Source organism: Niveispirillum sp. KHB5.9, from assembly GCF_048066115.1.
Taxonomy (GTDB): domain Bacteria; phylum Pseudomonadota; class Alphaproteobacteria; order Azospirillales; family Azospirillaceae; genus Niveispirillum.
Genome location: NZ_JBLTYX010000001.1, coordinates 266,196 through 290,658 on the forward strand (window position 1 = coordinate 266,196; position 24,463 = coordinate 290,658).

Sequence of the window (24,463 nt, forward strand, 5' to 3'; positions counted from 1 at the left end):
AGGCCCCTGATGCCCGAGGTCGGATTGAGGGTCGCCGCAGACCCCACGTTCAAGCTGAACATCCATCTGGAAGCCTTCGGCCCGACCGGAGAAGAGGGCTGGGTCGGCCGCGTCCTGACCACATCGCTGTCGGACACGGTGGCCCTGCCCCCCATGGGCGCCGACGACGCGATCAAGCTGAGGAAGCTGCTGTCGCCCTGGCAATGGCAGGCGATCGAGTGGGGCAACCCGGCCGACCCGGTGACCGAAATGGTTGCACCCGGCGAATGCCAGGCTGCCGATGCCTATCTGGAAGCGCTTTTCGCGGCCGGCGAATGGTCATATCTGGACCTGGCCGCCGACACGGCCGATGAGGCGATGCCGCTTTGGCCGGGCCTGCTGGCGCAATGGGGACGCTTGGGGCACCAGCTCTCCCGCCCCCTCAATCTCACCGGCCATTGGCCGGTGGCGGCGGCGCCGATGGATGGGGATATGTTGCGCATCCTTGCCATCACGGTGGATGGCGAGCGCTATCCGATCAGCACCGATGACGCGGCCGTCGCCGTCGGCAAGATCGAGGTCCGTCTGGAGACGGAGAAAATCTATCGTCTGACCGGCGATCGCAAGGGGTTGATCGACCATGAGACCCGCATGGTCCATGCCTCGCCGCAGGACAAGAGCAGCCCGCATTGGCTGGCCGAGCTGCCGGTCCGGCTGGGCAAAGCGATCAGTCCCCTGGCGCGCCTGGCCGATATCCAGGAAGGGGCGTCGGCGCCACGCGTTATCGGCAAGGACGATGTCGAGCACATCCTCCGGCAGCTGTTCTCCGGACATGACGACATCGGTGCCATCCTGCGCTCCATCGCCGGGTTGGATGCCGGGCTGGGCGAGGCGGATCTGGATGTTTTCGCCAATGCATGGACGATGGCCTTCAACGCGCAGATCGATGGTCTGACCAACCAGCTGCTGGCCCGGCTGACCAACGGCACCGGGCTGCAGCCATCGGTCCGTCAGGTCATGGCGAAGAAGGATTTCCAGGACGATATCCGGACGGCACTGGTCGATACCCTGCCGATACAACCCGCGCCGACGAACCAGATCGTCCGGAAATGGATACAAGAGAATGCCGACAGGTTCCTGCATGAATTGCTGCCGCAGGCGCTGGCGCGCCAGCGCTTCATGCCCAACCTGATCCGCGCCGTTGGGCAGGAGAAGGACGATTGGGGGCCGTTGCAGGAGCATTTCCTGGCGGCATACATGGAGGAAATGGCAAAGCTGAAGCTGGTGGACCCGGCCAAGACCCCGGTCCAGGCCGATAAGGACAATGCCGGCATCGGCACCGCCGCCGCCAAGGCCGTCTTCCATATCGAAGGAACGACGGTTGATGCCGCCGCGCGTGAGGGCGTGCCCTTCCGCGTCGATACCATCTTCAGCGCCGCGTCAGAGACGATCGACATCCACACGATCCTGGACGGCTATCTTGCCGCCGTCCGGTGGCGGAACGAGACCGGGGAGAAGGGCAAGTTCGAACTGGCCAGCCAGGCCAACCTGTCCATCCAATACCGGGGTCTAAAGCCGGATCAAAAGCAGCAGCAGGCGCAGGTGACGACGACGCTGGGCATGGTCTACACACCGCTGCCAGTGACCTTCGAAGGCCTGGCGGGGGAGGCCCGCGAAACGGACACCCGGTCGGGCGCCGCCTCCTACCAGGGTGAGCCGCTGATGCCCTGGTCGCCGCGGGACCGGATGGCACCGGGGGAAACGGTGGAGGCCTTCCCCATCGAAATGACCTATACCCCGGCCCGCACGGATCATCTTGTCCCGGCCTACGGGCTTTCCATCGATGTGGTCTGCGGGTTCCAGGCGCCGGGCGGACTGTTGGGCGCATTATGCCACGCGGACGGCGACCCCCTGACCTTCAGATGCGATGCCCTGGACGGCTTGGAATCCAACCATCCTTTCGTCAACAGTATCCAGGTGCGGCGTACCATGCTGCCGGGCGCACCCCGCCTGTCGGCACCCGGACCCGATCCCGACCTGCCCCCCAACTTTACAACGCCCGCACAGGCGAATGTCCGCCCGCTCTGGCGCGAGCATCTGCGGTTCTGGCCGTCGCGCAAGGCATCGGAAGCCGCCGCCTTGCGCGACGTGCCGACGCTGTTCATGGATCGCCCGGATATCGGCATCGGCGACAGCCAGGCCCGGCACACGTTCAGCTTCATCGCGCGGCCGCCGGTGCTGGCCCTGGGGGAACCGAAGACCGGCGTGACGACGGGCCGCATCCTGCGCTATTGGCAGGAACGCGACCGGCATTGGCGGGGTGAGGTGGGACAGCCGCTGGCCGCGCCCACGACCAGCCATGTGGAGGATCCGGCCGTCGTTGGCCTGGTCGAGGGCCATAAGCCGGGGAAAGGCGGGATATTCTTCCGTCTGCTGAAGATCACCCGGGATGGCAGCGAAGCGGCCTGGGAGCGGCCGGTGGCGGTGATACTGGGCCAGGGCCAATCCGTCACCATCGATGTCAGCGTCACCGATGGCGCACACTCACCGGACCCCGACGCCGCGGACCTGGCCGCCCATCATTTGCTCGTCAAGGTTCCCCGGGGAACGCGCCATATCCTTGAGATCCACACCATGTGCGACGAGCGGTTCCTGTCCGGTGGCAGCGATGCGCGCTTCGCCGAGGGGCTGGGCTGGACGGAGATGGACGGGCGGAAGCTGGCCGGCGTGACACGTCTGGCGATAGAGGCGCTTCCCGGCGTCCGGCACCTGCCCGGCCCGGCCGATCTGTGGAAAGCGATCGATGTGACGCCAGACGATGATATGGGCAATATCACGGCCCGGTTCGTCCCGCCGCCGACCGCGGATGCCGACTATATCGGCGATCTGGCCGTGCGCTGGCAGACCTGGCATTGGGACGGCGGCCCGGTCACCCCCTACACCGCGCCGGAATTCGCGCTTGCGGCGAACCAGCTTGAGGGGATGTCCGAGGATGAAACCCGTGCCGCCGGCCATGTGGCATTTGAACGGCACATGTTCGACGGTCGCCTGGACAAGGGGGCGCCGGCCAACCGTCAATGCGGCGTGGGCACCGCCACGGAACTGTTCAGGATCGAGGGCAGGCCCAATCGCGGGGCCGACTATCTGCGCATCCGCCTGACCGCCAAAAGCCGCTATGCCGACCTGCGCCTGGGAATGCCGGGCCTGTCGGAGAGTGCCCGGATGGACCCGGGGGAAGCGGCGAAAGGGTTGCGCGAACTGGAGCTGTGGCGGGCCTTCACGATCGGCGTCCGCCGGCGGGACCCGTTGCCCACGCCCAGGGTATCCGTGGCCGTCCCCCTGTTCGGCCAGGCCGATAGGGAGAAGGTGGCGGTGGCGGGCGGCATCGGCCTGTGCCTGGACCATGGCATGTATGGCGCGGGCGATGGCGGGCTGGACGACCAGCTGGAAATCGCCATCGAGGTGGAAAAGGTGGAGACATCGGGAGGCGAAAAACTTGCGGCGCTGGCCGTGGGCAACGACCCGATCCTGACCGCCGATGTCGACCCGTTCCAGGATGACGGGCACAAGCCCGCCCCTATCCGCACCGAGACCATCGACCAGGGAGAGATCACTAGTCAGGTCCTGAAGGCCCATATGATCCTGGGCCAGACGCTGCAGCCGCAGTCGCCGGAGCCGCAATTCCGTTCCGTCATCGCCATGGTTGAGCCCGTCATCCAGGTCGAGGGCAACGGGAATGCCTTCCTGCGCCCCAATGTCATGGCGAAGATCGTTGCCCGCCGCCGTGTGGGAGGCCGTGTTTCCCCCCCGTCCGCGCCGATGTGGGTGCATTTCCTGCCCGACATGGGGGGAGAGGTTGACGGCAAGGCCCTGTACACCGCCACCGCCGATGAAACCGGCATCGTCCTGCGCGCGTCCCAAGAGCCGGGCATCCGCGGATATGCGGAACCCCGCTTCAAACGGCTGCTGGATGTCTGTGCATCCGCCGACATCGGGAATCCGGCTGACGGTCCCCACCTGAAGACCGGTCTGCTGGCGGCGGGATTCCATGCCGTGACCGATGTGGAAGGCAAGGAGCGCCTCAGGTTCGATCGGGTCGCCACGGGGGCCTTCATGGCAGACGGTATCCGTTTCACTTTCAGCGCCGGGAAAACCCCCGATCACCTGCGCATCCTGGAAGTGCAGTCGGTACGCGAACCCGGCGCCACGCCGTTCCCGGAACAGGCCGGCGGCGGGGAGTTGACCGAGCGCCTGTTCGGCAAGTCCAGCCTTGTCATCACGGCGGAGCCGACCGCCAGCCACGATATCGGCATGCGCATCACCGGGGTCGGCCCGCTGGTTAAAGTGCAACGCGTCCCTTGAGAAGGGCAACGGACGGGACCGCCATCATCCGGCAAGTGCGCGGACCTGTCCCAGCATGTCCGCGCCATCGACCAGATACCCCGGGATGCCGGCGGCTGCGGCCGCCTGCAGATCGCTTTCCTTGTCACCCAGCAGGAAACTGCCCTGCAGGGTGACGGGCCATTTCGCAAGCAGGTCCTGGATCATGCCGGGTCCGGGCTTGCGCCAGGGATGGGACCGACGATACCGGGGAACGATGCCGTCCGGGTGATAGGGGCAGTAACGCCAATCATCGACATGAGCCCCGGCATGGGCGAGATCGGCCTGCATCCAGGCGTGCAGCGCTTGGACCGCTTCCTCGTCATAATAACCCCGAGCCACACCGGCCTGGTTGGTGACGACGAACACGTAATAGCCATGCTCGTTCAGGTACCTGACCGTTTCACGCGCACCCGGCAGCCATTCGATCTGATCGGGGCGATGGGCATAGCCGACATCGACATTCAGAACCCCGTCCCGGTCCAGGAACGCCGCCGGTCGTCGCCGAATGTCGCCAACAGGCGAAAACGGCGTCGGCGCATCGCCCGCAGGCCCGCCGGGAGGACGGGTTCCCTGGCCACCGGCCAGGATGGCCGCCTGCCTTGCGCAGGCGATGTGGGCCTGGATCGCAAGCTTGGCCTGCAATGCATCCAAACCGTCACCTCCCTTCATCCGAAATCCGCCAGCAGCGCATCATTGATCCCGCCCGCCGTGAGCGTGGTTGGCAGCAACAGGCGATGACCGCCCGCCCGCAGCCGTTCCGCCTGTGCCCCAAGGTCGAAGGATGCCACGGGCAACCCCGCCGCCATCACATGGCTCAGCGCATAGCACCAGGTTTCCGGCCAGATGGAGGGTAGGAAGGCGGCATGGGGGCGCAGGATGTCCAGCAGCCCCGGCACCTCCGCCTCCTCATAGCGGCCTGTCACCTGGACATGGCCCGTCGCCACCAAGGTGTCGTCATCCATGCTGTAGCCCAGCACCCGGAATTGCAGCGGCAGGTTCCGCGCCGCCGCATCCCGGGCGCAGGCCAGCAGAATCCCGAAACCCTTGGGCGGCCCGATGGCACCGGGCACGACGACCCGCAACGCCTCCCGCGGGGAACGTGCCGGAAAACGGCTTGCCGGGGGCGTGAGGGGGGGCTCCGCCGGGCTGACCTGGAAATTGGCGGCCGGCATGTATCGGCGCATGCGGTTGGCGCTGTCATGGCTGGCACAGCCGACGATGTCGGCCTTTTCCAGCACCTGCCGGGTCATGGACCGCCATTCCGCCACCGGCCGGTCCAGCCCCATCGGGTCGCCATGGGTCTTGATGCAAGTGTCACACGTGGCGGCGTCCGGTTCGCCACAATAGCGGTCGTTCCCGTCGGTCAGTGTGAAGCGGGGGCAGATCCAGCCATAATCATGGACATGGGCGCGGAAGGGAAACCAGCCCGCCAGCAGGGGCAGCAGGCCGGCAGGCAGGCCGGAGGGGTGGTGCAGTTCCATCTCCGCCACCCCCAGCCCCGCGAGATCGGCGCGCAGCCTGTCCAGATCACTCCCCGCATCATAGATCAGGTTGGTAAGATCCGGGCGGCCGGGCACCTCCAGCCGCAGCAGGGTCGGCGCATCAGTCGGCCGTTCGGGCCGCAGGATCAGCGCCGAACGGCCCTGATCCTGATATTGCCGGATTACCTGGTTGATGAAACGGTCGGTGCCGCCGCCCAGCTTGGCGCAGACGATCAGCAAGGGCCGTCCCGCATCGCCTTGCAGCTGCGCCAGGTCCAGCAGGCGCCGGGCCGTGCGCAAGGGGTCGGCCGCGATGAAGGCATGGATACCGGCCTGATAGCCGGGATACCGGCTTTCCAGGACTGCCAGCGCCTTGTCGATCCGCGCCTGCTTGGCCGCACCGAAGGACCCGCCGCCGACATGCCCCACATACAGGTCCAGTGCGATACGGTGCCGCCAGCCCGCTTCCGTGGCCCGCAGGCAGAAATCATTCTCCTCGCCATAGCCGGTGCCGAAGGCTTGCGCATCGAACCAGCCGGTCCGCGCCAGGCAGTCGCGCCGGATATACATGCAGAAGCCGACGGCCGTGGGGATGGTCTCGGTACGGCCCGCCAGGGTATGGGCGGCCAGCCGATCCAGCGCCGCCACATCCACCGCCGCCAGCGGCGTCGGGCCGTTGGCGGTGGGGTAGGAGCAGATGGTGGCGTCGTTCGACCAGGGGGTGACGGTTCCGGTATCGGCCTGCGCATGGGCCGCGGCCCGCAGACGGGACAGCCAGCCGGCTGCCACGACCGTATCCGCATTCAGCAGCACCACATCCCGGCCCGCATGCCGGGCCATGCCGATATTGACGGAACGCACGAAGCCCAGATTGCCGGGATTGCGCACCAGCTCGATACGTCCCTGCGCAGCCAGCCCGTCCAGCATCCGGCTGATGCGGGGATCGGGGCTGGCATCATCGATGGCCAGAACCCGCATCGCGGTGCCCGGATCACAGCCCAGCAGGGCGTCGAGGCAGGCACGGGTCGCGTCGTGATCGCCATGCACCGGCACGATGACATCCACGGTGCCGTCATCCGCCGCCGATGCCGGCGCCGCCGGTTCGCCGGTCAATTCGAAGACCAGATTGGGATGTGACGTGCCGGCGGGAATGTCGATGGGCATTGGCGGCATGTCGCCGGGGCCGGCCGGGGCGGTGCCGGGGGCCGGAATGGCGACATGGCGTGACAGGACCTTGGTTGCGTCACGCAGGAGCAACGCCACGGGGCGCATGGGACAGGCCTGGTCGGTGGCCTGCACCACCCAGCGCAAGGCGCTGTCCACATGCAGCAAGGCCGCCAGCCGCGGAGGTGCCAGCAGGTTCGCCGCAAACGGCCCCTGGGGCAGGTCCGCCCCGTTGACCACCATGACGGGATCGACCGCGCCACGCAGGGCATCGGGAACGCCCAGTGCCACGACCCGCATCTGCTGCGACGCTTCCAGCATCGCTTCCACCAGCATCAGGTGGCGCCAGCGCAGCCCCACCTGCCAGGTGCCCGGCGGCAGGATGCAACGGATGTTGCGCGCGCAAAGATAGGCTTGGGGGGCACCCGTGGCCTGGACATGGGCGATCAGGGCTGTGGCGGCTTCGGGATCGGTTTCCGCGTGCCAGCGCAGGGCTTCCACCGCTTGCGCCGGCAGGGGCCCCAGCCCGGCCATGGCCTTGGCGGTCAGCGCATGGCGGGGATCGATCCGCAGGGCCTGGTCCAGCAGGCGGGTGGCCTGCTCCGGCTCGCCCCGGCCGATCCAGGCCATGGCGGCCACAGCCAGATCGTCGGGATGGTGCGGCTCCAGCCGCGACAGGCGGATACCGGCCTGCACCGCGAGATCGAAATCCTGGTTGGCCAGGGCCTTGAAAAGCTGCGCCCTGATCGCCGCCCGGCCGGACAGCGGGACCGGCACCGGGGCGGACAAGGGATCGTCAGCGGGGGACAATCGCCACCCTGATGCCGATCAGCGGGTCCTGGGCCTGCGGTGACCGGCAGGGTTCGCCATCCGCGCCGGTGACCTCGCCATGGCGCAGGAAGCGGGCGGCATAGACCACGCGATGACTGTCGGCCAATGGCGGCAGCAGCCGGAAGGCGATGGCGGGCAGCGGCGCGCCGCCGGGCGTGCCCAGTCTGCCGGGTGCCGGGGTCCAGGCCCCGTCGGTCGTATTGCTCCCCGGAACCCGGTACTGCAACAGCTGCCCGACGGCGGACGTCACCTCCAGCCGCAACGCCTCGATCCAGAAGGGCGCATCCGCCGCCGCCCATTCACCAGCCGCGAACCGCTGTTCCCCGATCTGCTGGATATGGGCATGCACCGTCAGGCCCACGGCGGGGGTGGAGGCTACCCGGTTCAGCCGCGTGACCTCCAGGTCCAGGCATTTCTGGAATTCCGGACCGAAAAGATAATTGGTGATCAGCAACGGCGCCGATCCCGCCGGGACGGTGATCACCGCCTCATCCTGCCCGCTCAGCCAGACGGAGTTCGACAGCGTGCCTTTGTGAAGGAAGGCCGGGGCGATCGTGCCGGGCTGCGGGATGGAGGAAATCTGCGTTGCCGGAAAGCTGACGCCGTTGACCAGCCGGGACGGCTGTCCCGATGGCTTGATGGAGGCGAGATAGAGCCCTTCCGGCAGGGCGAGAACTTGAGCGGAAGAACGAAAGCGATCACTACCGGTATCCCGCTCGTCAGCCGGCACCACTGTATTCGCGATCGACATATCCACCACGTTCGTTCCGCAAGAATAAGGATGGGGAAGGTACCAAAAAGAAATGGCGGACAAAAGTCCGCCATTTCAATCATCCCGATCGACGTCGGTTTTACTTCACCGTGAACCAGTTGATGTTGATGCCCGTAACACCGGAGACGGTGATGGTGGAACCATCGGGCATGTTGATGATCGTGCTGTTGCCCGACACGGTGGCGCGGCTGATCACATCGTTCAACGACCAGCCGGCGGCCACGATCTGGCCATAGTTGGCAAGACCGATCGTATCCTGCGCCGGATCGAACCCAGCCACGACATCCTGGTCGCCCAGGTTGGAGAAGATGAACACGTCCTTGCCAGCGCCACCAACCATCGTGTCGTTGCCGGCCTCACCGATCAGCGCGCCGCCACCGGAGGAGGCGACGATGCTATCCGCACCACCACCGCCGCCCAGGGTCGCAACACCCAGGCCACCGATGATGGTGTCGGCGCCGCCACCGCCATTGGCGACACCGGAATCGCCCAGCTGCACCGTATCGTTGCCACCGCCGCCCAGGACCGAGTCATTGCCGACACCGGCGACGACCGTCGCATTCTGGGTGGACTTGCTCAGGTCCACGAATTCCGTACCGGCGCTGCCGACCACGAACGAGGTGCCGGTGCCGCCGAACACGGCAGACACCGAACCACTGGCGGTGCCGCTGATGAACAGGACCTGGGTATTGTCACTGACGACGACATTCGTGACGCCGCCGCTGCCGCTGCCGCTGCTGGAGGACAGATCGACGATCGTGGCGCTGCCGGAAGAGGACGGGCCGACTTCGAGCGTGCGCAGGCTCGTCGCCGTGAAAGTACCCAGCTGCAGGGTCTCACCCAGCGCCTGCCCCGAACCCGTCGACACGATGGTCGACGTGGACGTGATGGTGCTAAAAATAGCCGAATTCAGAATGTTCGAAATCTGTTGGTTTTCCGATGCGGTCAACCCGACGCTGGCAATCGTGCCGCCACCACTCAACGTAGCCATAACAAATCCCCCATCTGCCTAGCGGCTCAGCTCAACACTACCCGTCCGGGCAATCCCTTAGCTCAACCATTTCCCTCAAATTGAGGATAAATTTACCACTCGCGATGACATGTTGCAACGCCGTTGGTGGGTGGGGTGCCTCCATAAAAAGTAGTACCTCCCCCCACCCGTCCTTTGCCTCTTATAGCCATGTCCTTGCTGGAATTGGACAATCTCTATATCGGACAGATATTGCAACGTGCATTCGCGTGAAGAATCACCGCGCGGATGCCGCGATGGACAGCGCCGTTGTCACAGAGGCATCGTCGGCCAGGGCCGGGCTTTCCCAGGCCGCGAACAGCGCCTCCGCCTCGGCGAAAGCCCCCAGCAGCACCAGCCGGATCAGGGTCAGCTTGCGCGCATGGGCGATGGTGGCAGGTGCCTCCGCCGCGCCGGGCGTCGTCCAGATCGCCCAGAACGCGGCCCGTACCTCCGCCGGGTCGGTTGCGGCTTCGATGCCCTCAAACCCCGTGACCGGTGATGGCGGCAGGCCTGATGCAACGCTTGCGCGCAACAGTGACACCTCGTCATCCGATGCCGATTCGGCAACCCGCAACCCCTGCCAGAGGATGCGGCTATTGCCGGTGGCGCGCAGATCGGCCACCACCAGGCCACGCAGCAGGGCGCGAAAACGGGCCGGCAGCAGCAACCCGCCGTCGCCGCCGCCCCGCTCAACCGTTGCCAGTAGGGTTGCCGAATCGGCGCCTGCGCCGATTGCGGCCGTCAGGTGCAGATGGAGGGCGGCCATGGACAGGGCTTCGGTCTCGCCATCCTCGATGCCCAGGGGGCGGATGGCCCGGCGCAGCGACGGCCCCATCAGCGCCGCGGCGCCGGCGAACAGGGCGGCGCGCCGGGCGTCGGCCTCGACATTGTTGGCCAGCACGGCGCGGAAATAGAGCAGGCCGGTGAGGTTGCCGGGCAGGGCCGACAGCCATTCCCGGCCGCCGATCGCCGCGTCGGGAACGGTCAATGTCTGCGGCTGATCGATATCGATGCCGAACCGGTCCCGCATGGAGGCGGCGATCTCTCCATAAAGCGCCAGTGCCGTGGCCAGTTCCCCGCCATTGACCAGTTCCTTCATCAGCCGGTAGCGCAGGCCCGACAGGAAGGCCGGCACCAGATCCGGCGTGGCGATCCGGCGATGCAGATAGGTGCGGTACCGGTCATCGTCCAGCGTGCGCGGCTCCGGCAGCGTCTGGTCGGTGGCGAAGGCCCGCAGGGCGGTGCCGTGCGATTCGACGCGGACCTGGATGAAACCCGCTGCGCGCAGCGCCATCTCCAGCCCCCTGGCACTGAACAGGGTCAGGTGCAGGCCGGGGCTGGCGATGGGGATCAGCATGCCCGGTGTCGTGCCGGGATTCAGGGCCGCCCCGTCGGGGGTGGTCAGCACGACGATGCCGGTGCCGCCGACCGCATGCCGCATGGCGGCCAGGAAGGGGGCCGGCTCGGGAATATGCTCGACGACCTCGGATGCGTAGGCGACGTCGAAGGGTTCGGGCAGGGGCGTGTCGCTGGTCCAGTAATCGCGGGTGATGTCCAGGCCCAGATATTGCCGTCCCAGCACCGCCAGCCCGGACGGGTCATAGCATTTGGCCTTCCAACCCAGAACGGTCTGCACATAGTCGCTGGGGAAGCCGAACCCGCCGCCGATCTCCAGCATCCGCCGCTCGCCCGGTTCCGCGAAGCCCAGCGGTTCCAGCATGGAGCGCAGGCCGGCCCCCTGTTCCAGATAATAATGCAGGAACGGGGCATCGGGCACCTCGTCCCCCCGGTAATCGGCACCGGCGCGGTCGGTGGAGAACCGGGACAGGCAGTCCGGGCATTCGACGATGCGCCAGTCGGCACCCTTGGGCCCGCTCTCCGGCAGGGTCAGCACCATCTTGTGCGGCCCCGGATGGGCGCAAACCGGACAGGGGCAGGCAACTGGTTCGGCGGCTTCGTCCGGCCATATGAACTGCAAGGGGAGGCTCCGATCATCTTGATGTGTGCGCTCCACCATAGGCACCCCGGGGCAGGGTGCAACCCAATTGTCTTGCGGGTGGGGGACAAGTGCGCCACCTTGCCCGGCATTACCCGCGCGCGTCGGGCCCGAACGGGGCGGCCATGTTCAAGGTTCTGTTTCTGCACAAGGATTTTCCCGGCCAGTTCCTGCATCTGGCGCGGTTCCTGGCCACCTTGCCGGGCGTGCAGGTCGATGCGCTGGCCAGCGATCCGGAGCGCGCCCTGCCGGGTGTCACCCTTCACCCCTATCGGGTGGACATCGCCGCCGACAGCCGCCCCCACTCCTATATATATATGGCCGACCGTGCCGTGTGGCGGGGGCAGGCCGTGCTGGCGAACTGCGCCGTGCTTGCGCAGGGCGGCTACCGGCCGGATCTGATCATCGGCCATAATGGCTGGGGGGAGATCCTCTATCTGAAGGACCTGTGGCCCGATGTGCCGCTGGTCGGCTATTTCGAGTTCTACTATCACGGTACCGGTGCCGATGTCGGCTTCGATCCGCCCGGCGCCGTCAACCTGGGCGACCTGGCCCGCGTGCGCAGCCTGAACGCCACCGGCCTGCTGGGCCTGGCTGCCGTGGACAGGGGGGTCAGCCCCACAAGCTGGCAGCGCGACCTGCACCCGGCGGAATTCCGGGACAAGATCGCCCTGATCCATGAGGGCATCGATACCGGCGTCGCCAGCCCCGGCCAGGTGCTGCCGCTGGTTCTGCCTGATGGGACCCGGCTGGCGGCGGGAATGCCGACCGTCACCTATGTCGCCCGCCACCTGGAACCCTATCGTGGTTTCCACATCCTGATGAGGGCCGCGGGCGACCTGCTGCGCGGCCGGCCAGACGTACGGTTGGTGATCGCGGGCGAGGACGGGGTCTCCTATGGGCCGCCCCCCGACGGGGGCGGTTCCTGGCGCGCGAAGCTGCTGGCGGAGGTGGGGGACGGGCTGCCGCTGGACCGGGTGCATTTCCTGGGCCGGGTCGGGCACTCGGATTTCATCAACCTGATGCGCCTGTCCGCCGCCCATCTCTATCTGACCTACCCGTTCGTGCTGAGCTGGTCGATGCTGGAGGCGATGGCCTGCGGCGTCACCCTGGTCGCCTCCGATACCGCACCGGTGACGGAGGTGGTGGAGCAGGGGGTCAACGGTCTGCTGGTGCCCTTCCACAGCCCGGCGGCGGTGGCCGCCGGACTGATGACGGCGCTGGACATGCCGGCCGAGCGGCGGATGCGGATGCGGGCGGCGGCCCGGCAGACGATCATCGATCGCTATGACCTGACGCGGGTGGCGCTGCCGGCCTGGACCGGCATGCTGCATCGGGAATTTGGCCTGCCGCTTCCACCGGGATGATCCCCATGGGTTCAGGCGCGGGTTCGGGCTTTTCCCGCCGCCACCGGTAGGCTAGATCAGGGGGGCGGGCATCGTCGGCAGGGGCGTGGACAGTGCAATCCTTTTCTGCGAGATCATTTTGGAACCGGATCGTCACCGGCATTCTGGGAACGCCGCTGACGCGCGGCCGCCGCGCCGCGTCGCGCGGGCGCCAGACCCGGGCCGCCGCCCTCTGGCTTGAGGGCGCACGCGCCGGTGACGCCGATTGCCAATTGTCCCTGGCGGAAGCGTTATGGCAGGGCACGGGTGTCCTGCGCGATCCGCGAAGTGCCATGCGCTGGTACGAGCAGGCGGCCGACGCCGGCCTGGCGACCGCACAGGCGCGGCTTGCCGGCCTTCACGCCATCGGTATCGGTGATGCGGCCGATCAGCAGAGGGCCGAACAGCCGGATGAAAGCCGGCTGGTGGTGCCGCGCGACCGGGCCAAGGCCCGCCTCTGGGCAACGAAGGCGGCCGAGCAGGAGCATATGGAAGCCCAGGTCCTGCTGGGCTGGCTGCTCAGCCTGGAGGAGGAGGGGCGGGATATCAGTCTGGCTATCGATTGGTACAGCCGCGCCGCGGAGAAGGGCAGCGCCCCGGCCATGGTCGGCCTGGCCGGCCTGATCAGTGCGGGGGAAGTGCCGGGCCAGGGCCCCGAAGACGCCTATGAACTGTACCGGCGGGCTGCGGTGCTGAACAACAAGACCGCCTTCTATTATCTGGGCGTGAGCCTGCAGCAGGGCGTCGGGGTCGCGCCGGACCCCGCCGAAGCCTGCAAATGGCTGCTGCGCGCCGCGGAGGAAGGGGTGGCGGGTGCCATGCGGTCCCTGGGCCTGATCCATTTGCGCGGTTTGGGCGGTGTCCCCGTGGATATGGGCCAGGCCGAAACCTGGTTCCGACGCGCGGCGATCAAGGGCGATACGGAAAGCATGGCATTGCTTGCCGACCTGCATTCGTCCGGCAAGGCCAACGTGCCCAACCAGGCGGAGGCCATCGTCTGGTACGTCGCCGCGTCGGACAAGGGGCATGCCCCGGCCAGGACGGCCCTGGGTCTGGCACATCTGGCCGGCAAGGGCGTGGTGAGGGACCCGACCCGCGCCGTCGATTTCTTCGAGCGCGCCGCCGATGAGCATCCGGAGGCCCGGTTCCAGCTGGCGCTGTGCCACCTGCACGGCAGGGGCGTGGCGGTGAATGCCGAGCTGGCGGCGCAGCATATGCTGAAGGCGGCGGCGCAGAAGCATCCCGACGCCACCTATAATTATGGTGCGCTGCTCTATCATGGCAACGGCGTGGCCCAGGACCGGCACGCGGCCTTGTGCTTCTACGGTGCCGCGGCGGACCTGGGCAGCGCGTCGGGCCAGTTCCGCATGGCCCATGCCCATACGCTGGGACGGGAAGTGCCGGAGGATCCGGTGCGCGCCATCGACCTGTTCACCGCCGCCGCCGAGCAGGACCATGTGGCTGCCCAGGTCAATCTGGCGCGCATGCTGCTGAAACACCGGCCCGACGACCGTGCGGCGCTGGAGAAGTGGCGGGAGCGGCTGCGGCTGCAGGCCATGGCGGGCGTGACGGAGGCCATCACCATCCTGGCCGAGCTGCAATGGCGGATGGACCGCGACGCGGACGGCGCCATGGCATTGGTCCGCCAGGCCATGGCCAAGGGGGACCCGATGGCCCAATATGTGAAGGACATGATCGGCGACCCGGCACTGGTCACCAAAGTGGCGTTGCCGGCCCCTGAGAACGCAAAGGCTTGACCAATTCCATATGGCGAGCGGCGCCGTCGGTGCTAGACTACCCACCCTGGTCAGGCAACCCGGCGGATATGGCATCGGCCAGGTCGCGCCTGCCGCCCGGCCGGCCGGTGCAACCGCCTTCCTCCCCCTCGCCAGCAGACATGATGACCGTCCCCGAAGGCCGCAAACTCTATCAGCAGATCGCCAACGCCATATCCAAGGCCATCCGCGCCGGGACCTACCAGCCCGGCCAGCGGCTGCCGCCGGAGCGCGAATTGGCCGAAGAGTTCAATGTCAGCCGGCCCACCATCCGCGAGGCGATGATCGCGCTGGACATCATGGGGCTGGTGGAGGCACGGCAGGGATCGGGCATCTATGTCACCCATTCCAAGCCCGCCGAACAGCCCGACGACCTGGATATCGGCGCGTTCGAGCTGACCGAGGCCCGGCGCATGTTCGAGGGTGAGGCGGTGGCACTGGCCGCCACCACCATCACGGAGCCGGAACTGGCGGAACTGTCCGACATCCTCAAGGACATGGTGGACGAGAACGAGCGCGACATCGCGGGCGACCAGGCCGACCGCCGCTTCCATGTCGCCATCGCCCGTGCCACCCGCAACAGTGCCATTGTGCTGGTGGTGGAGACGCTGTGGGACCTGCGCTACAAATCGCCCCTGTGCCGCAACATGCTGGCCCGCGGCCGGGCCGTGGGCGTGCGTCCCCTGGTCGACGACCATGTCGAGATCCTGGAGGCGCTGAAGACCCGCGACCCGCGCAAGGCCCGCGCCGCCATGCACCACCATCTGGGCACGGTGATCGAGAACCTGCTGATTGCCACGGAACTGGAGGCGGTGCAGCGCGCCCAGTCGGAAGTGGCGGCACGGCGCAGCGAACTGGCGCGGCGCACGGCGCTGTGATGCCGGCGCCCGGCCCTAAGGGCGCAAGCAATTCCTCTGGAACATTCGGCGAACATCCTGTAGCGTCGCGGCCATGATCGGACCCGATATCGACCGCCTGATCCAGTTGCTGGCCAAGCTGCCGGGCCTTGGCCCCCGGTCGGCGCGGCGCGTGGCCCTGCACCTGATCAAGCGGCGCGAAAGCCTGATGGCGTCCCTGGGCGATGCGCTGGCCGCCGCCGCCGCCTCCATCCGCACCTGTTCGGTCTGCGGCAATCTGGACAGCCACGATCCCTGCCATATCTGCGCCGATGGCGGCCGCGATGCCGGTCTGCTGTGCGTGGTGGAGGATGTGGGCGATCTCTGGGCGCTGGAACGCACGGGTGCCTTCAAGGGCCGCTATCATGTGCTGGGTGGCACCCTGTCCGCCCTGGATGGCATCGGGCCGGACGATCTGTCCATCCCCGGTCTGCTGGAACGCGCCAGCCGGCCGGAAGTGGGGGAAGTGATCCTGGCGCTGAATGCCACGGTGGGTGGACAGACCACGGCGCACTATCTTTCGGACCGTCTGGCGCCGTGCGACGTGAAATTGTCACGGCTGGCCCATGGCGTGCCCGTCGGCGGCGAATTGGACTATCTGGACGACGGCACCTTGACGGCGGCACTCCGCTCGCGCCGCAGCCTCTGACGATCAGGACTGGACGAAGCCGGAAGCGATTGCCTATCGTCGTGCGAAGGCCGGGTGCGTTGTTCGCCTGCAGGGCCGTTTCCCATCAGGCTACCTGGCTGGCGTAGAAACTGGAGACCCGAATGCAGGCGCTTGAGACAGAATTCGCGGAATATCGCTGGTTCCATTCGATCGATATGGGGGATTTTGCCACAAGTGGTCGTTTCCCACCGGGCTCCGCGCAGAATGTCACCCTTTTCGGCTTCATGGACATGGTGAGGCATATCGATCTGTCGGGCATGACGGTTCTCGATATCGGGGCGATCAACGGCCTGGCAAGCTTCGGCATGAAGAAAATGGGGGCCGAAACCGTCCATGCGACCGATTCCAGCGACCACAAGACCTTCAGGCGATGTGCGGAGGTTCTGGAACTGGATGTGAATTACCATCCCCGGACGCAGATAAAGGATTTCGGCGGGATATTCGAGAGCGGCACATTCGACCTCATCCTCTGCGCGGGCGTCATCTATCACATGTTGAATCCGGTGAGCGCCTTCATCGCCGCCCGGAAAATCATCAAGGAGGGCGGTCTTCTGTTCATGGAGACGGCCTATTACCCCGATGAGGAAAGGGCAGCCATTTTCCTGAATTCAGAGACCGCCATGGTCGATGAACATTATACCTATTCGGTTCCGACAAAAGCGGCCCTGGTCGGGTTGATGAAGCTGCTGGGCTTTGAAGTGCTGGCGATAAGGACGATCGCGAATCCGAACCGTATCACCATCCTTGGCAGGGCGGTTCATCCAAGCGGGATTTCCGACCGCAGCCCGATTCTGCAGCGCATCCACAGCCGTGACTTCGTGGATTTCGAATTCCGTATCAAGGATGTGATCCCCACACCCGCGTCCAGCGAGATCGTCTATGCCGGTCCTCGTGATGAGCAGGCCATCGACCATGTGACTTATGAGCCTGATTTTCCGCTCCATCCGGAGCGCCGGAAGAGAGTGGTCGGCTCCACCCTTTGGGAAACCCGCGACGGCAATCGCTGATATCGAAGGAAGCGCCGGCCCCACGCCCGCGCGCGGGCGGCAGGCACCATTTGTCCCATCACCTGACGATCCGTTATATCGCCCTTGTGTGTTTAGCAATAACGGGCCGTCTTGGCAGCAGGTGAGACCGGTGTCAGGATACCGTCGCCATCCAACCCCGACTTTGGTCGTACCGGCGTGTTCTTAACTGTTTCGAGATTTATCTGTTGCAAGCTGGTCAGGCGTGGTTACGTTACGCCTGAGACAGGGTGCCGCAGGGGTACCGCTTTGGTCGTGTAGGGGCTCATCCGTTCGGAAGGGCCCGGTTGGTTGAAAGGGGGCGTTCCAAGTGCTCTATCACCTGTATGATCTTCAGCATGCCGCACTGACGCCCCTGCGCCTGATGGCGGAAGCGACGCAGCAGACCTTCCAGAACCCGTTCCTTCCCGCCTCCTACACCAAGGTCGGCCGCGCCGTGGCCGCCGGGGCCGAACTGATCGAGCGGACGACGCGGCGCTGGGGCAAGCCGGATTTCGGCCTGCCCACCACCCGCATCAATGGCCGCGACGTGGCGGTGACCGAACGCGTGGTGCTGGAAAAGCCCTTCGGCAATCTGGTGAATTTCGAACGCGCGATCCCGCGCGACGATCCCAAGGTGCTGCTGGTGGCGCCGATGTCGGGCCATTACGCCACGCTGCTGCGCGGCACGGTCCAGGCGCTGATGCAGCACCATGACGTCTATATCACCGACTGGCACGATGCGAAGCTGATCCCGCTGGCCCGCGGTCGCTTCGACCTGGAAGACTACATGGACTATGTGATGGATTTCATCCGTCACCTGGGTCCCAACACCCATGTCATGGCCGTGTGCCAGCCCGCCGTGCCGACGCTGGCCGCCGTGGCGCTGATGGCGCAGCTGGACGATCCGTGCCAGCCCGCCTCGATGACCCTGATGGGCGGGCCGATCAACACCGCCGCCGCCCCCACCGTGGTGACCCAACTGGCTGAGGACAAGGATATCGGCTGGTTCGAACGCAATGTCATCACCAGCGTGCCCTTCTATTATCCGGGCGCCATGCGCCAGGTCTATCCGGGCTTCGTGCAGCTGACGGGCTTCATGTCGATGAACCTGGACCGGCATGTGGGCGAGCACCTGAAGCTGTTCAAGCATCTGGTGCGCGGCGACGGCGAGAGTGCCGAGGGCCACCGCAAGTTCTATGACGAGTATCTGTCGGTCATGGATCTGACGGCGGAATTCTATCTTCAGACCGTGAACCAGGTGTTCCAGGAACGGGCCCTGCCGACCGGTCGCATGAAGTGGCGCGGCATGACGGTGGACCCCTCCGCGATCGAGAAGACGGCGCTGCTCACCGTGGAAGGCGAACTGGACGATATCTCGGCTCCCGGCCAGACCATCGCCGCCCACGACCTGTGCAAGAACATCCCCGCCGCGAAGAAGCATGCGCATCTTCAGAAGGCCGTGGGCCATTACGGTATTTTCAACGGCCGCAAATGGCGCGAGGATATCGAGCCGCGCGTGCGTCGCTTCATCCTGGAGAATGATGCGGTGCGCGCCGGGCGGAAGTCGACCGCCGCGGCCTGAGGGCAGGGGGAAACCACGATAAGGCGGGGGCGCCGGTCCGGACGGGGCCGGCGCCCCTTTACTTTGCCGTCAAGGATTGGGCCTTTCGTCCAGGATCAGTTGCAGGAAGGCCAGGTCCAGCCAGCGGCCGAACTTCATTCCCACCTGCGGCATCAGGCCCGTGCGCTGGAAGCCCAGGCTTTCATGCAGGCCGATGGAGGCGACATTGCCCGCCTCGATCGCGCCGACCATGACATGCTTGCCCAGCGCGCGGGCGCGGTCGGCCAGGGTGACCAGCAGCGTCCGGCCGATGCCGCCGCCGCGCCGGTCACCGCGCACATAGACGGAATGTTCCACCGTGTGCCGATAGCCGTCGAAGGCCCGCCAATCCCCGAAGGAGGCGTAGCCGATCACGGCGCCATCGCCCTCATCCACCGCCACCAGCACCGGATAGCCCAGCCGCCGCCGGTCGTCCATCCAGGCGATACGGTTGGCCGCATCCACCGTCACCTCGTTCCAGATGGCGGTGGTATTGGCCACGGCGTCGTTATAGATGGCGGCGATGGCGCCGGCATCATCATCGACCGCATCACGGATCAGCATGCTCGCTTCCTAACTACGTGTGTATGCTTGGCGACGGACAACCAGGGGCTTGCCATCCGGGTCCGCCATCGGCTAGGTTCCGCTTCCCTATAGGGGCCCGCTTGGCGGAATGGTAGACGCCACAGACTTAAAATCTGTTGTCCTCCGGGGCGTGCCGGTTCGAGTCCGGCAGCGGGCACCAATTATATCCGCGTTCCCTCAGGCGCCGGGCGCCCGCATCCGCGGGCTTGGCTCACGGCGCACGTGCGCCGGGCCGGCGGTCGCCGGCCTCCAGTGGTCATTGATGACCACTGGCTCACACCACCCGCACCGACAGCTCCCCCACGCCTTCGACCATGCCGTCCAGCCGGTCGCCACGCTGGATGGGGCCGACGCCGGACGGGGTGCCGGTGAAGATCAGGTCGCCGGGCAGCAGGGTGAGATAGCGCGACAATTCCGTGATGATCTCCGGCACGGTCCAGATCATCTCCGACAGGTCGCCTTCCTGGCGCATCTCGCCATTCACCGACAGGGCGATGCGGCCCTTGTCGATGCCGGGCACCTGTGAGGCGGGGACCAGGGCGGAGACGGGGGCAGCATGGTCGAAGACCTTGCCCATGTCCCAGGGTTTGCCTTCCTTCTTCGCGGCCCCCTGCAAATCGCGGCGTGTCAGGTCCAGGCCGACGCCATACCCGAAAATCGCCGCCCCTTCGCCCAGCGCCACCACCAGTTCGACCTCATGATGCAGGTCCGCCGTCAGGGGCGGATAGGCCAGATCGCCACCAAGGGGCAGCACGGCGCTGGCCGGCTTCATGAAGAAGAACGGCGGTTCCCGACCGCTGGACCCCATTTCACGGGCATGGGCGGCGTAATTGCGGCCGACGCAGAACAGGCGGCCCACGGGGAAGTGACGATCACCGCCGCGGATGGGCAGGGTCATCGGGGCGGGCGGGGTGAAGGCGGGAAGGGTCATGGCGTCCGGTTACGGGTTGGGGGTGGTTTTCAGGCGGCGGTCGATACCGGCCAGGATGGCTTCGGCCAGCTTGTCATATTCGCCGTCGAAATGGTGGCCACCTTCGGTGGTGACGATCTCGATGCCCGTCCCCACCAGCGTCTCGCATACCCCATCCTCATCCTCCTTGCCCTCGAAACATTGCAGCAGTTTCGGGTCGATGCGGTCCAGGTCGGGGCGGGTGGGCTGGGTGCTTTCGCTGTTGGCGGTCAGGATCTCGCCCACCGTCACCTCGAAATTCGCCTGTGCCGACAGGGCAAGCAGGGAGACCTGCATGACGCTGGCCCGCTGATCGGCGGGCAGCAGGTTGTAGAGCGCGGGCATGACATCGGCCCCAAAGGAATATCCCACCAGCACCACCTTCTCGATCCCCCATTCCTTGCGGTAATGGGCGATCAGGCGCGACAGGTCGGCAGCACTATCCTCCGGCGATCGCCAGGACCAGTAATAGCGCAGCATGTCCACGCCCACGGTCGGCACACCCTGGGCCTGGAGATATTCGGCGATATCCTTGTCCAGGTCACGCCAGCCGCCATCGCCGGAATAGACGATGGCCAGCACGCCATGCGTTGCATCGGCCGGCAGTTCGGTCAGCGGCAGGTCGGACAACGCGTCCGCGCCCCGCGCATCGGACCGGCGGGCCAGCTCGGCCACCAGCCGCTCGCCCGGCCGCCCGCCGCCCGTGGGCCGTGTGACCGGCACATCTTTGCCCCGCGGATTGGTGCAGAGGGGGCGGGGCGGGGCCGCCCCTTTGCCCTCATCCACCGCGATCACCCCGCCCAGGAGAGCGGGTGTGCCCGTGCCGGCAATGGCCAACGCCATGTCGGCCCCCGCACCGATGCCGGCCAGGATGGGCAGGTCGTAATGTTTCAGGCCCAGGCTGCGTTGGGCGGATTGGGAGATGTCCTGCACGGCCCAGATGGGATCGACACACTCGCCCTCGGCCTTGGCGATACCGTCGGTGACCGCCTTCAGGTCCAGGCCGATGACTGTGCCGCCGGCATGCACCAGGCGGCGGGCCAACAGGTCGCTGCGCGCGTCCCAGCCCTCGTGACCGGAAAACAGCATGATGACCGGGCCCTTGCCCTGCATCACCCGTACCGGCCCCAGCAGGGCGTTGGGTGCCAGCTTCACCCGCTGCGGGGCGATGTCATAGCGATGGACCCACCAGGCCGGCACCGTCAGGCCGGCCAGCCCCGCCACCAGGACGAACATCACCAGGGAACGCCACTTCATTTACCCACCACCCCTCGCAAGCCCCCGGCGATTAGCACCGTGATGTCGGCAAGCGCCAGCATCGGGTTCAACCCGCCCGGCACCGCCATATAGCGCGCTTCCCATTGCGGCCCGAACTTCGATTTGAAGGCGCGCAGCCCGCTGAAATTATAGAATCGGTCACCGCGTTCATAGACGGTACGGCCCACCTGCTGCCACAGGCCCACCGCACTGGCCGACAGGCCCGACAGTGGCGCCATGCCCAGGTTGAAACGCTGATAGCCATCTTCCTTGAACAGCAGGATCAGCCGCAGCAGCAGATATTCCATGGCGGCCGGCGGGGCGGCGGCGGAGAAGCGCATCAGGTCGATGCTGGCCTCCTGCCGTTCCCCCGTCATCATCAGGCTGGCGAAGGCCACGATCCGCCCCTCCTGGCGCAGGATGGCGACGGGGCGCAGGGCCATGTAGGCGGGAATGAAGGCGCCCAGGGAGAAGCGCTTTTCCCGGACATTATGCGCCTCCATCCAATCATCCGACACGGCGCGCAACTCCTCCATGATGGCGGGCACGCCGTCGGCGGGGACCAGGGCGAATTCCAACCCGGCCTTCTCACAGCGGTTGAAGCTGTTGCGCAGGTTGGCGCGTTTGGCGCCCTTCAGTTCGAAGCCGGGCAGGTCGATCCGCGCCTCTTCCCCCAGCTTGAAGGCGACAAGGCCGGCATCGGCATAGAGCGCCAGGTTTTCCGGCGCCACCTGATAGAACACCGCCCGCCCGCCCGATGCCCGCGCCATCTCCACGAAACGCCAGATCAAGGGCGCCCATTCCGCCACCGGCCCCACCGGATCGAACAGGGCGATCCAGGACCGGCCCTGGCGGGCATACATGATGAAGGCGGTGCCGTTCTCCGCGAACAAAAGCTTCTTGTCGCCCAGCAGGGCCAGCTGTACACCGGCCCGCGGCTGGGCATCGATGATGGCGAGCGCCTTGTCCAGGGTGCCGGCATCCGGCATGGCCTGTTCACCCAGCACGGCGGGACGCAGCAGCACCCAGGCCGCCCCCATACCTGCCAGCAGGCTCACCCCCAGCAGGGCGCGCAAGGCACGCGGCGCCTCCCCGGAAAAGGCGAACTGCCACCACAGCTCATGGGCATAATCCACGTCCTTGTAGACAAAGAACAGGATGGACAGGGCAGCGATCAGCAGCAGGCCGACAGCCACCAGCCAGGGCCGGGTCAGCGCATGGTGCAGCAGCGACGCCTTGCGCGTGAAGGAGCTTCTGGACACCAGCAGCAGGGAAAGCAGCACCGACAGCAGCACCATTTCCGTCAGGGCCAGGCCCTTGGCCAGCGCCAGCACGATGCCGGCCCCCAGCATGGACACCGCCGCCCACCAGGCGCCGTCCAGCCGATAGGTGATGCCGCGCGCCACCACGAACAGCATCAGCCCCAGCACCGAGGACAGGAAATGCGCCCCCTCCACCAGCGGCAGCGGCAGCCAGTCGGCCAGCAGGTCCAGGCGCGCATCCTCGGCCGGGGTGACACCGGAAAACACCAGCATGCTGGCCAGCAGCAGGGTCAGCGCCCCCAGCACCGGCGGGGCCAGCCGGCGGCCTGCCCGCACCACGCGGGTACCGGCCAGCATCACCGCCACCCGCCGCGTCTCCAGCAACGCCACGATCAGGCCGGCCAGCAGCAGCGGTACGACATGGTAGATGACGCGATAGAGCAGCAGGGCGCCCAATACCTGCTCTGTATCCGCCCGCCCGCCCATGGCGGCGATCACCACGGTTTCGAACACGCCCAGCCCGGCCGGCACATGGGACAGCACACCCAGACCCACGGCCACGGCATAGATGGCGATGAAGGCCGGAAGGCCGATATCGGTGGCCGGCAGCAGTAGCCACAGCACCGTCCCCGCCGCCGCGATATCGCCCAGCGTCGCCGCGAACTGCACCAGCAGCAGGCGTGGGCGCGGCAGGTCCACCCGCCAGCGGCCGATGGTGATGAAGCGATGCCGCCCCGCCGCCAGGACCAGCCCGGCCAGCCCCGCCAGGATCAGGGCACCCACGCCATGGCCGATCCAGCCGGGCAGGCCCAGACCGGTCACGTCCCCGGCGATGAACAACCCCAGGGCGGTGGTGCCCAGCACGCCCAGCCCGAAAGTGGCGGTGACGAAACCGACGATGCGCGCCACCTCCTCCGGCTCCAGCCCGTGCGGGGTGTAGAAGCGATAGCGGATGGCGCCGGCGGTCAGCGGCCCGAACCCCACCGTATTGCCCACCGCATAGGCGCAGAAGGAGGTAAGGCCGATGACGGGGTAGGGCACCTTGCGCCCGACATAGGAAAGGGCGGTCCAATCATAGAGGGTCAGCGCCAGGAAGCTGAGCGCGGTGGCACCCAAGGCGGCACCCAGGGCCCAGAGCGGGGTGGCGCGCAGGGCATCGACGACTTCGCGATACGAGATTTCGGCGGCCAGGTGCGACAGGGCCGTCCAGGCAAGCGCGCCCACGGCCAGGATGACGGCACCGGTGGCGCCGCCCTTGGCCCAGGCCCGCCAGGGGGCGGGGGCGCGATCGTCGCTTACGGTATCGGCCATGGTCCCGGTGATCCTCCGCCGGCCCGTTGCGTATCAGGGCCTTAAGGGTTGTCATCCGCCAAGTTCATGCACACGGCAAGTGACTTCTATGTCATCCTATGACCACTTGTAACAACCATGGAGCGGTGTCGTGACCGCAGCGGCGCAT

At 66.7% G+C, this 24,463-nt stretch carries 16 protein-coding genes and 1 tRNA gene; 8 read left to right on the plus strand and 9 right to left on the minus strand.

The window, feature by feature from the left end:
* Window positions 1-9: 9 nt before the first annotated feature.
* On the plus strand, window positions 10-4,341 hold the full coding sequence (locus ACM9HJ_RS01155; protein ID WP_416569833.1) for a hypothetical protein: 4,332 nt from the start codon (window positions 10-12) through the stop codon (window positions 4,339-4,341).
* Between the two features lie 24 nt (window positions 4,342-4,365).
* Here the strand turns inward: ACM9HJ_RS01155 and ACM9HJ_RS01160 are convergent, their stop codons facing one another.
* From ACM9HJ_RS01160 to ACM9HJ_RS01180, 5 genes are all read right to left on the minus strand, one after another.
* Complete coding sequence (locus tag ACM9HJ_RS01160; RefSeq protein WP_416569834.1) at window positions 4,366-5,031, minus strand: HAD family hydrolase; 666 nt, start codon at window positions 5,029-5,031, stop codon at window positions 4,366-4,368.
* Window positions 5,028-7,817 carry a glycosyltransferase gene (locus ACM9HJ_RS01165; RefSeq protein WP_416569835.1) on the minus strand — a complete coding sequence of 930 codons (2,790 nt, stop codon included), beginning with the start codon at window positions 7,815-7,817 and terminating at the stop codon, window positions 5,028-5,030. The genes ACM9HJ_RS01160 and ACM9HJ_RS01165 overlap by 4 nt, the downstream gene beginning before the upstream one ends.
* On the minus strand, window positions 7,804-8,589 hold the full coding sequence (locus ACM9HJ_RS01170; RefSeq protein WP_416569836.1) for a hypothetical protein: 786 nt from the start codon (window positions 8,587-8,589) through the stop codon (window positions 7,804-7,806). Before ACM9HJ_RS01170 ends, ACM9HJ_RS01165 begins: the two co-directional genes overlap by 14 nt.
* A 100-nt stretch (window positions 8,590-8,689) precedes the next feature.
* Window positions 8,690-9,478 (minus strand): calcium-binding protein, encoded by a 789-nt coding sequence (locus ACM9HJ_RS01175; RefSeq protein WP_416569837.1) that lies wholly within the window; start codon window positions 9,476-9,478, stop codon window positions 8,690-8,692.
* Window positions 9,479-9,857: 379 nt separating this feature from the next.
* The gene (locus ACM9HJ_RS01180) at window positions 9,858-11,600 is read right to left on the minus strand and encodes a class I SAM-dependent methyltransferase (RefSeq protein WP_416569838.1); all 1,743 of its coding nucleotides are present in this window, start codon (window positions 11,598-11,600) and stop codon (window positions 9,858-9,860) included.
* A 143-nt stretch (window positions 11,601-11,743) separates the two neighbouring features.
* On the opposite strand from ACM9HJ_RS01180, the gene ACM9HJ_RS01185 reads away from it, so the two are divergent.
* The 6 genes from ACM9HJ_RS01185 (at window position 11,744) to ACM9HJ_RS01210 (ending at window position 18,933) form a co-directional block, all read left to right on the plus strand.
* Window positions 11,744-12,985, plus strand: a complete 1,242-nt coding sequence (locus tag ACM9HJ_RS01185) for a glycosyltransferase (protein WP_416569839.1) — start codon at window positions 11,744-11,746, stop codon at window positions 12,983-12,985.
* A gap of 92 nt (window positions 12,986-13,077) precedes the next feature.
* Complete coding sequence (locus ACM9HJ_RS01190) at window positions 13,078-14,760, plus strand: tetratricopeptide repeat protein (protein ID WP_416569840.1); 1,683 nt, start codon at window positions 13,078-13,080, stop codon at window positions 14,758-14,760.
* Between the two features lie 143 nt (window positions 14,761-14,903).
* Window positions 14,904-15,656: a FadR/GntR family transcriptional regulator gene (locus ACM9HJ_RS01195; RefSeq protein ID WP_416569841.1), complete on the plus strand. Its 753-nt coding sequence runs from the start codon at window positions 14,904-14,906 to the stop codon at window positions 15,654-15,656.
* A 73-nt stretch (window positions 15,657-15,729) separates the two neighbouring features.
* Entirely contained in the window at window positions 15,730-16,323 is a 594-nt protein-coding gene (recR, locus tag ACM9HJ_RS01200) for a recombination mediator RecR (RefSeq protein WP_416569842.1), read from the plus strand.
* 122 nt (window positions 16,324-16,445) lie between these two features.
* Window positions 16,446-17,351 (plus strand): class I SAM-dependent methyltransferase, encoded by a 906-nt coding sequence (locus tag ACM9HJ_RS01205; RefSeq protein ID WP_416569843.1) that lies wholly within the window; start codon window positions 16,446-16,448, stop codon window positions 17,349-17,351.
* Window positions 17,352-17,679: 328 nt separating this feature from the next.
* Entirely contained in the window at window positions 17,680-18,933 is a 1,254-nt protein-coding gene (locus tag ACM9HJ_RS01210) for a polyhydroxyalkanoate depolymerase (RefSeq protein WP_416569844.1), read from the plus strand.
* 69 nt (window positions 18,934-19,002) lie between these two features.
* On the opposite strand, the gene ACM9HJ_RS01215 is transcribed toward ACM9HJ_RS01210, so the two are convergent.
* Window positions 19,003-19,515: a GNAT family N-acetyltransferase gene (locus ACM9HJ_RS01215; RefSeq protein ID WP_416569845.1), complete on the minus strand. Its 513-nt coding sequence runs from the start codon at window positions 19,513-19,515 to the stop codon at window positions 19,003-19,005.
* A 95-nt stretch (window positions 19,516-19,610) separates the two neighbouring features.
* Here ACM9HJ_RS01215 and ACM9HJ_RS01220 point away from each other — a divergent pair.
* Window positions 19,611-19,696 (plus strand) — tRNA-Leu (locus ACM9HJ_RS01220).
* Window positions 19,697-19,810: 114 nt separating this feature from the next.
* On the opposite strand, the gene ACM9HJ_RS01225 is transcribed toward ACM9HJ_RS01220, so the two are convergent.
* Genes ACM9HJ_RS01225 through mprF form a run of 3 tightly spaced genes read right to left on the minus strand, consistent with a single transcriptional unit; the run spans window position 19,811 to window position 24,315 of the window.
* Window positions 19,811-20,467 carry a fumarylacetoacetate hydrolase family protein gene (locus ACM9HJ_RS01225; protein ID WP_416569846.1) on the minus strand — a complete coding sequence of 219 codons (657 nt, stop codon included), beginning with the start codon at window positions 20,465-20,467 and terminating at the stop codon, window positions 19,811-19,813.
* Between the two features lie 9 nt (window positions 20,468-20,476).
* Entirely contained in the window at window positions 20,477-21,742 is a 1,266-nt protein-coding gene (locus tag ACM9HJ_RS01230; protein WP_416569847.1) for a virulence factor family protein, read from the minus strand.
* A complete protein-coding gene (gene mprF, locus ACM9HJ_RS01235; RefSeq protein ID WP_416569848.1) occupies window positions 21,739-24,315 on the minus strand; it encodes a bifunctional lysylphosphatidylglycerol flippase/synthetase MprF in 2,577 nt (858 codons plus the stop codon). The genes ACM9HJ_RS01230 and mprF overlap by 4 nt, the downstream gene beginning before the upstream one ends.
* Window positions 24,316-24,463 lie beyond the last annotated feature (148 nt).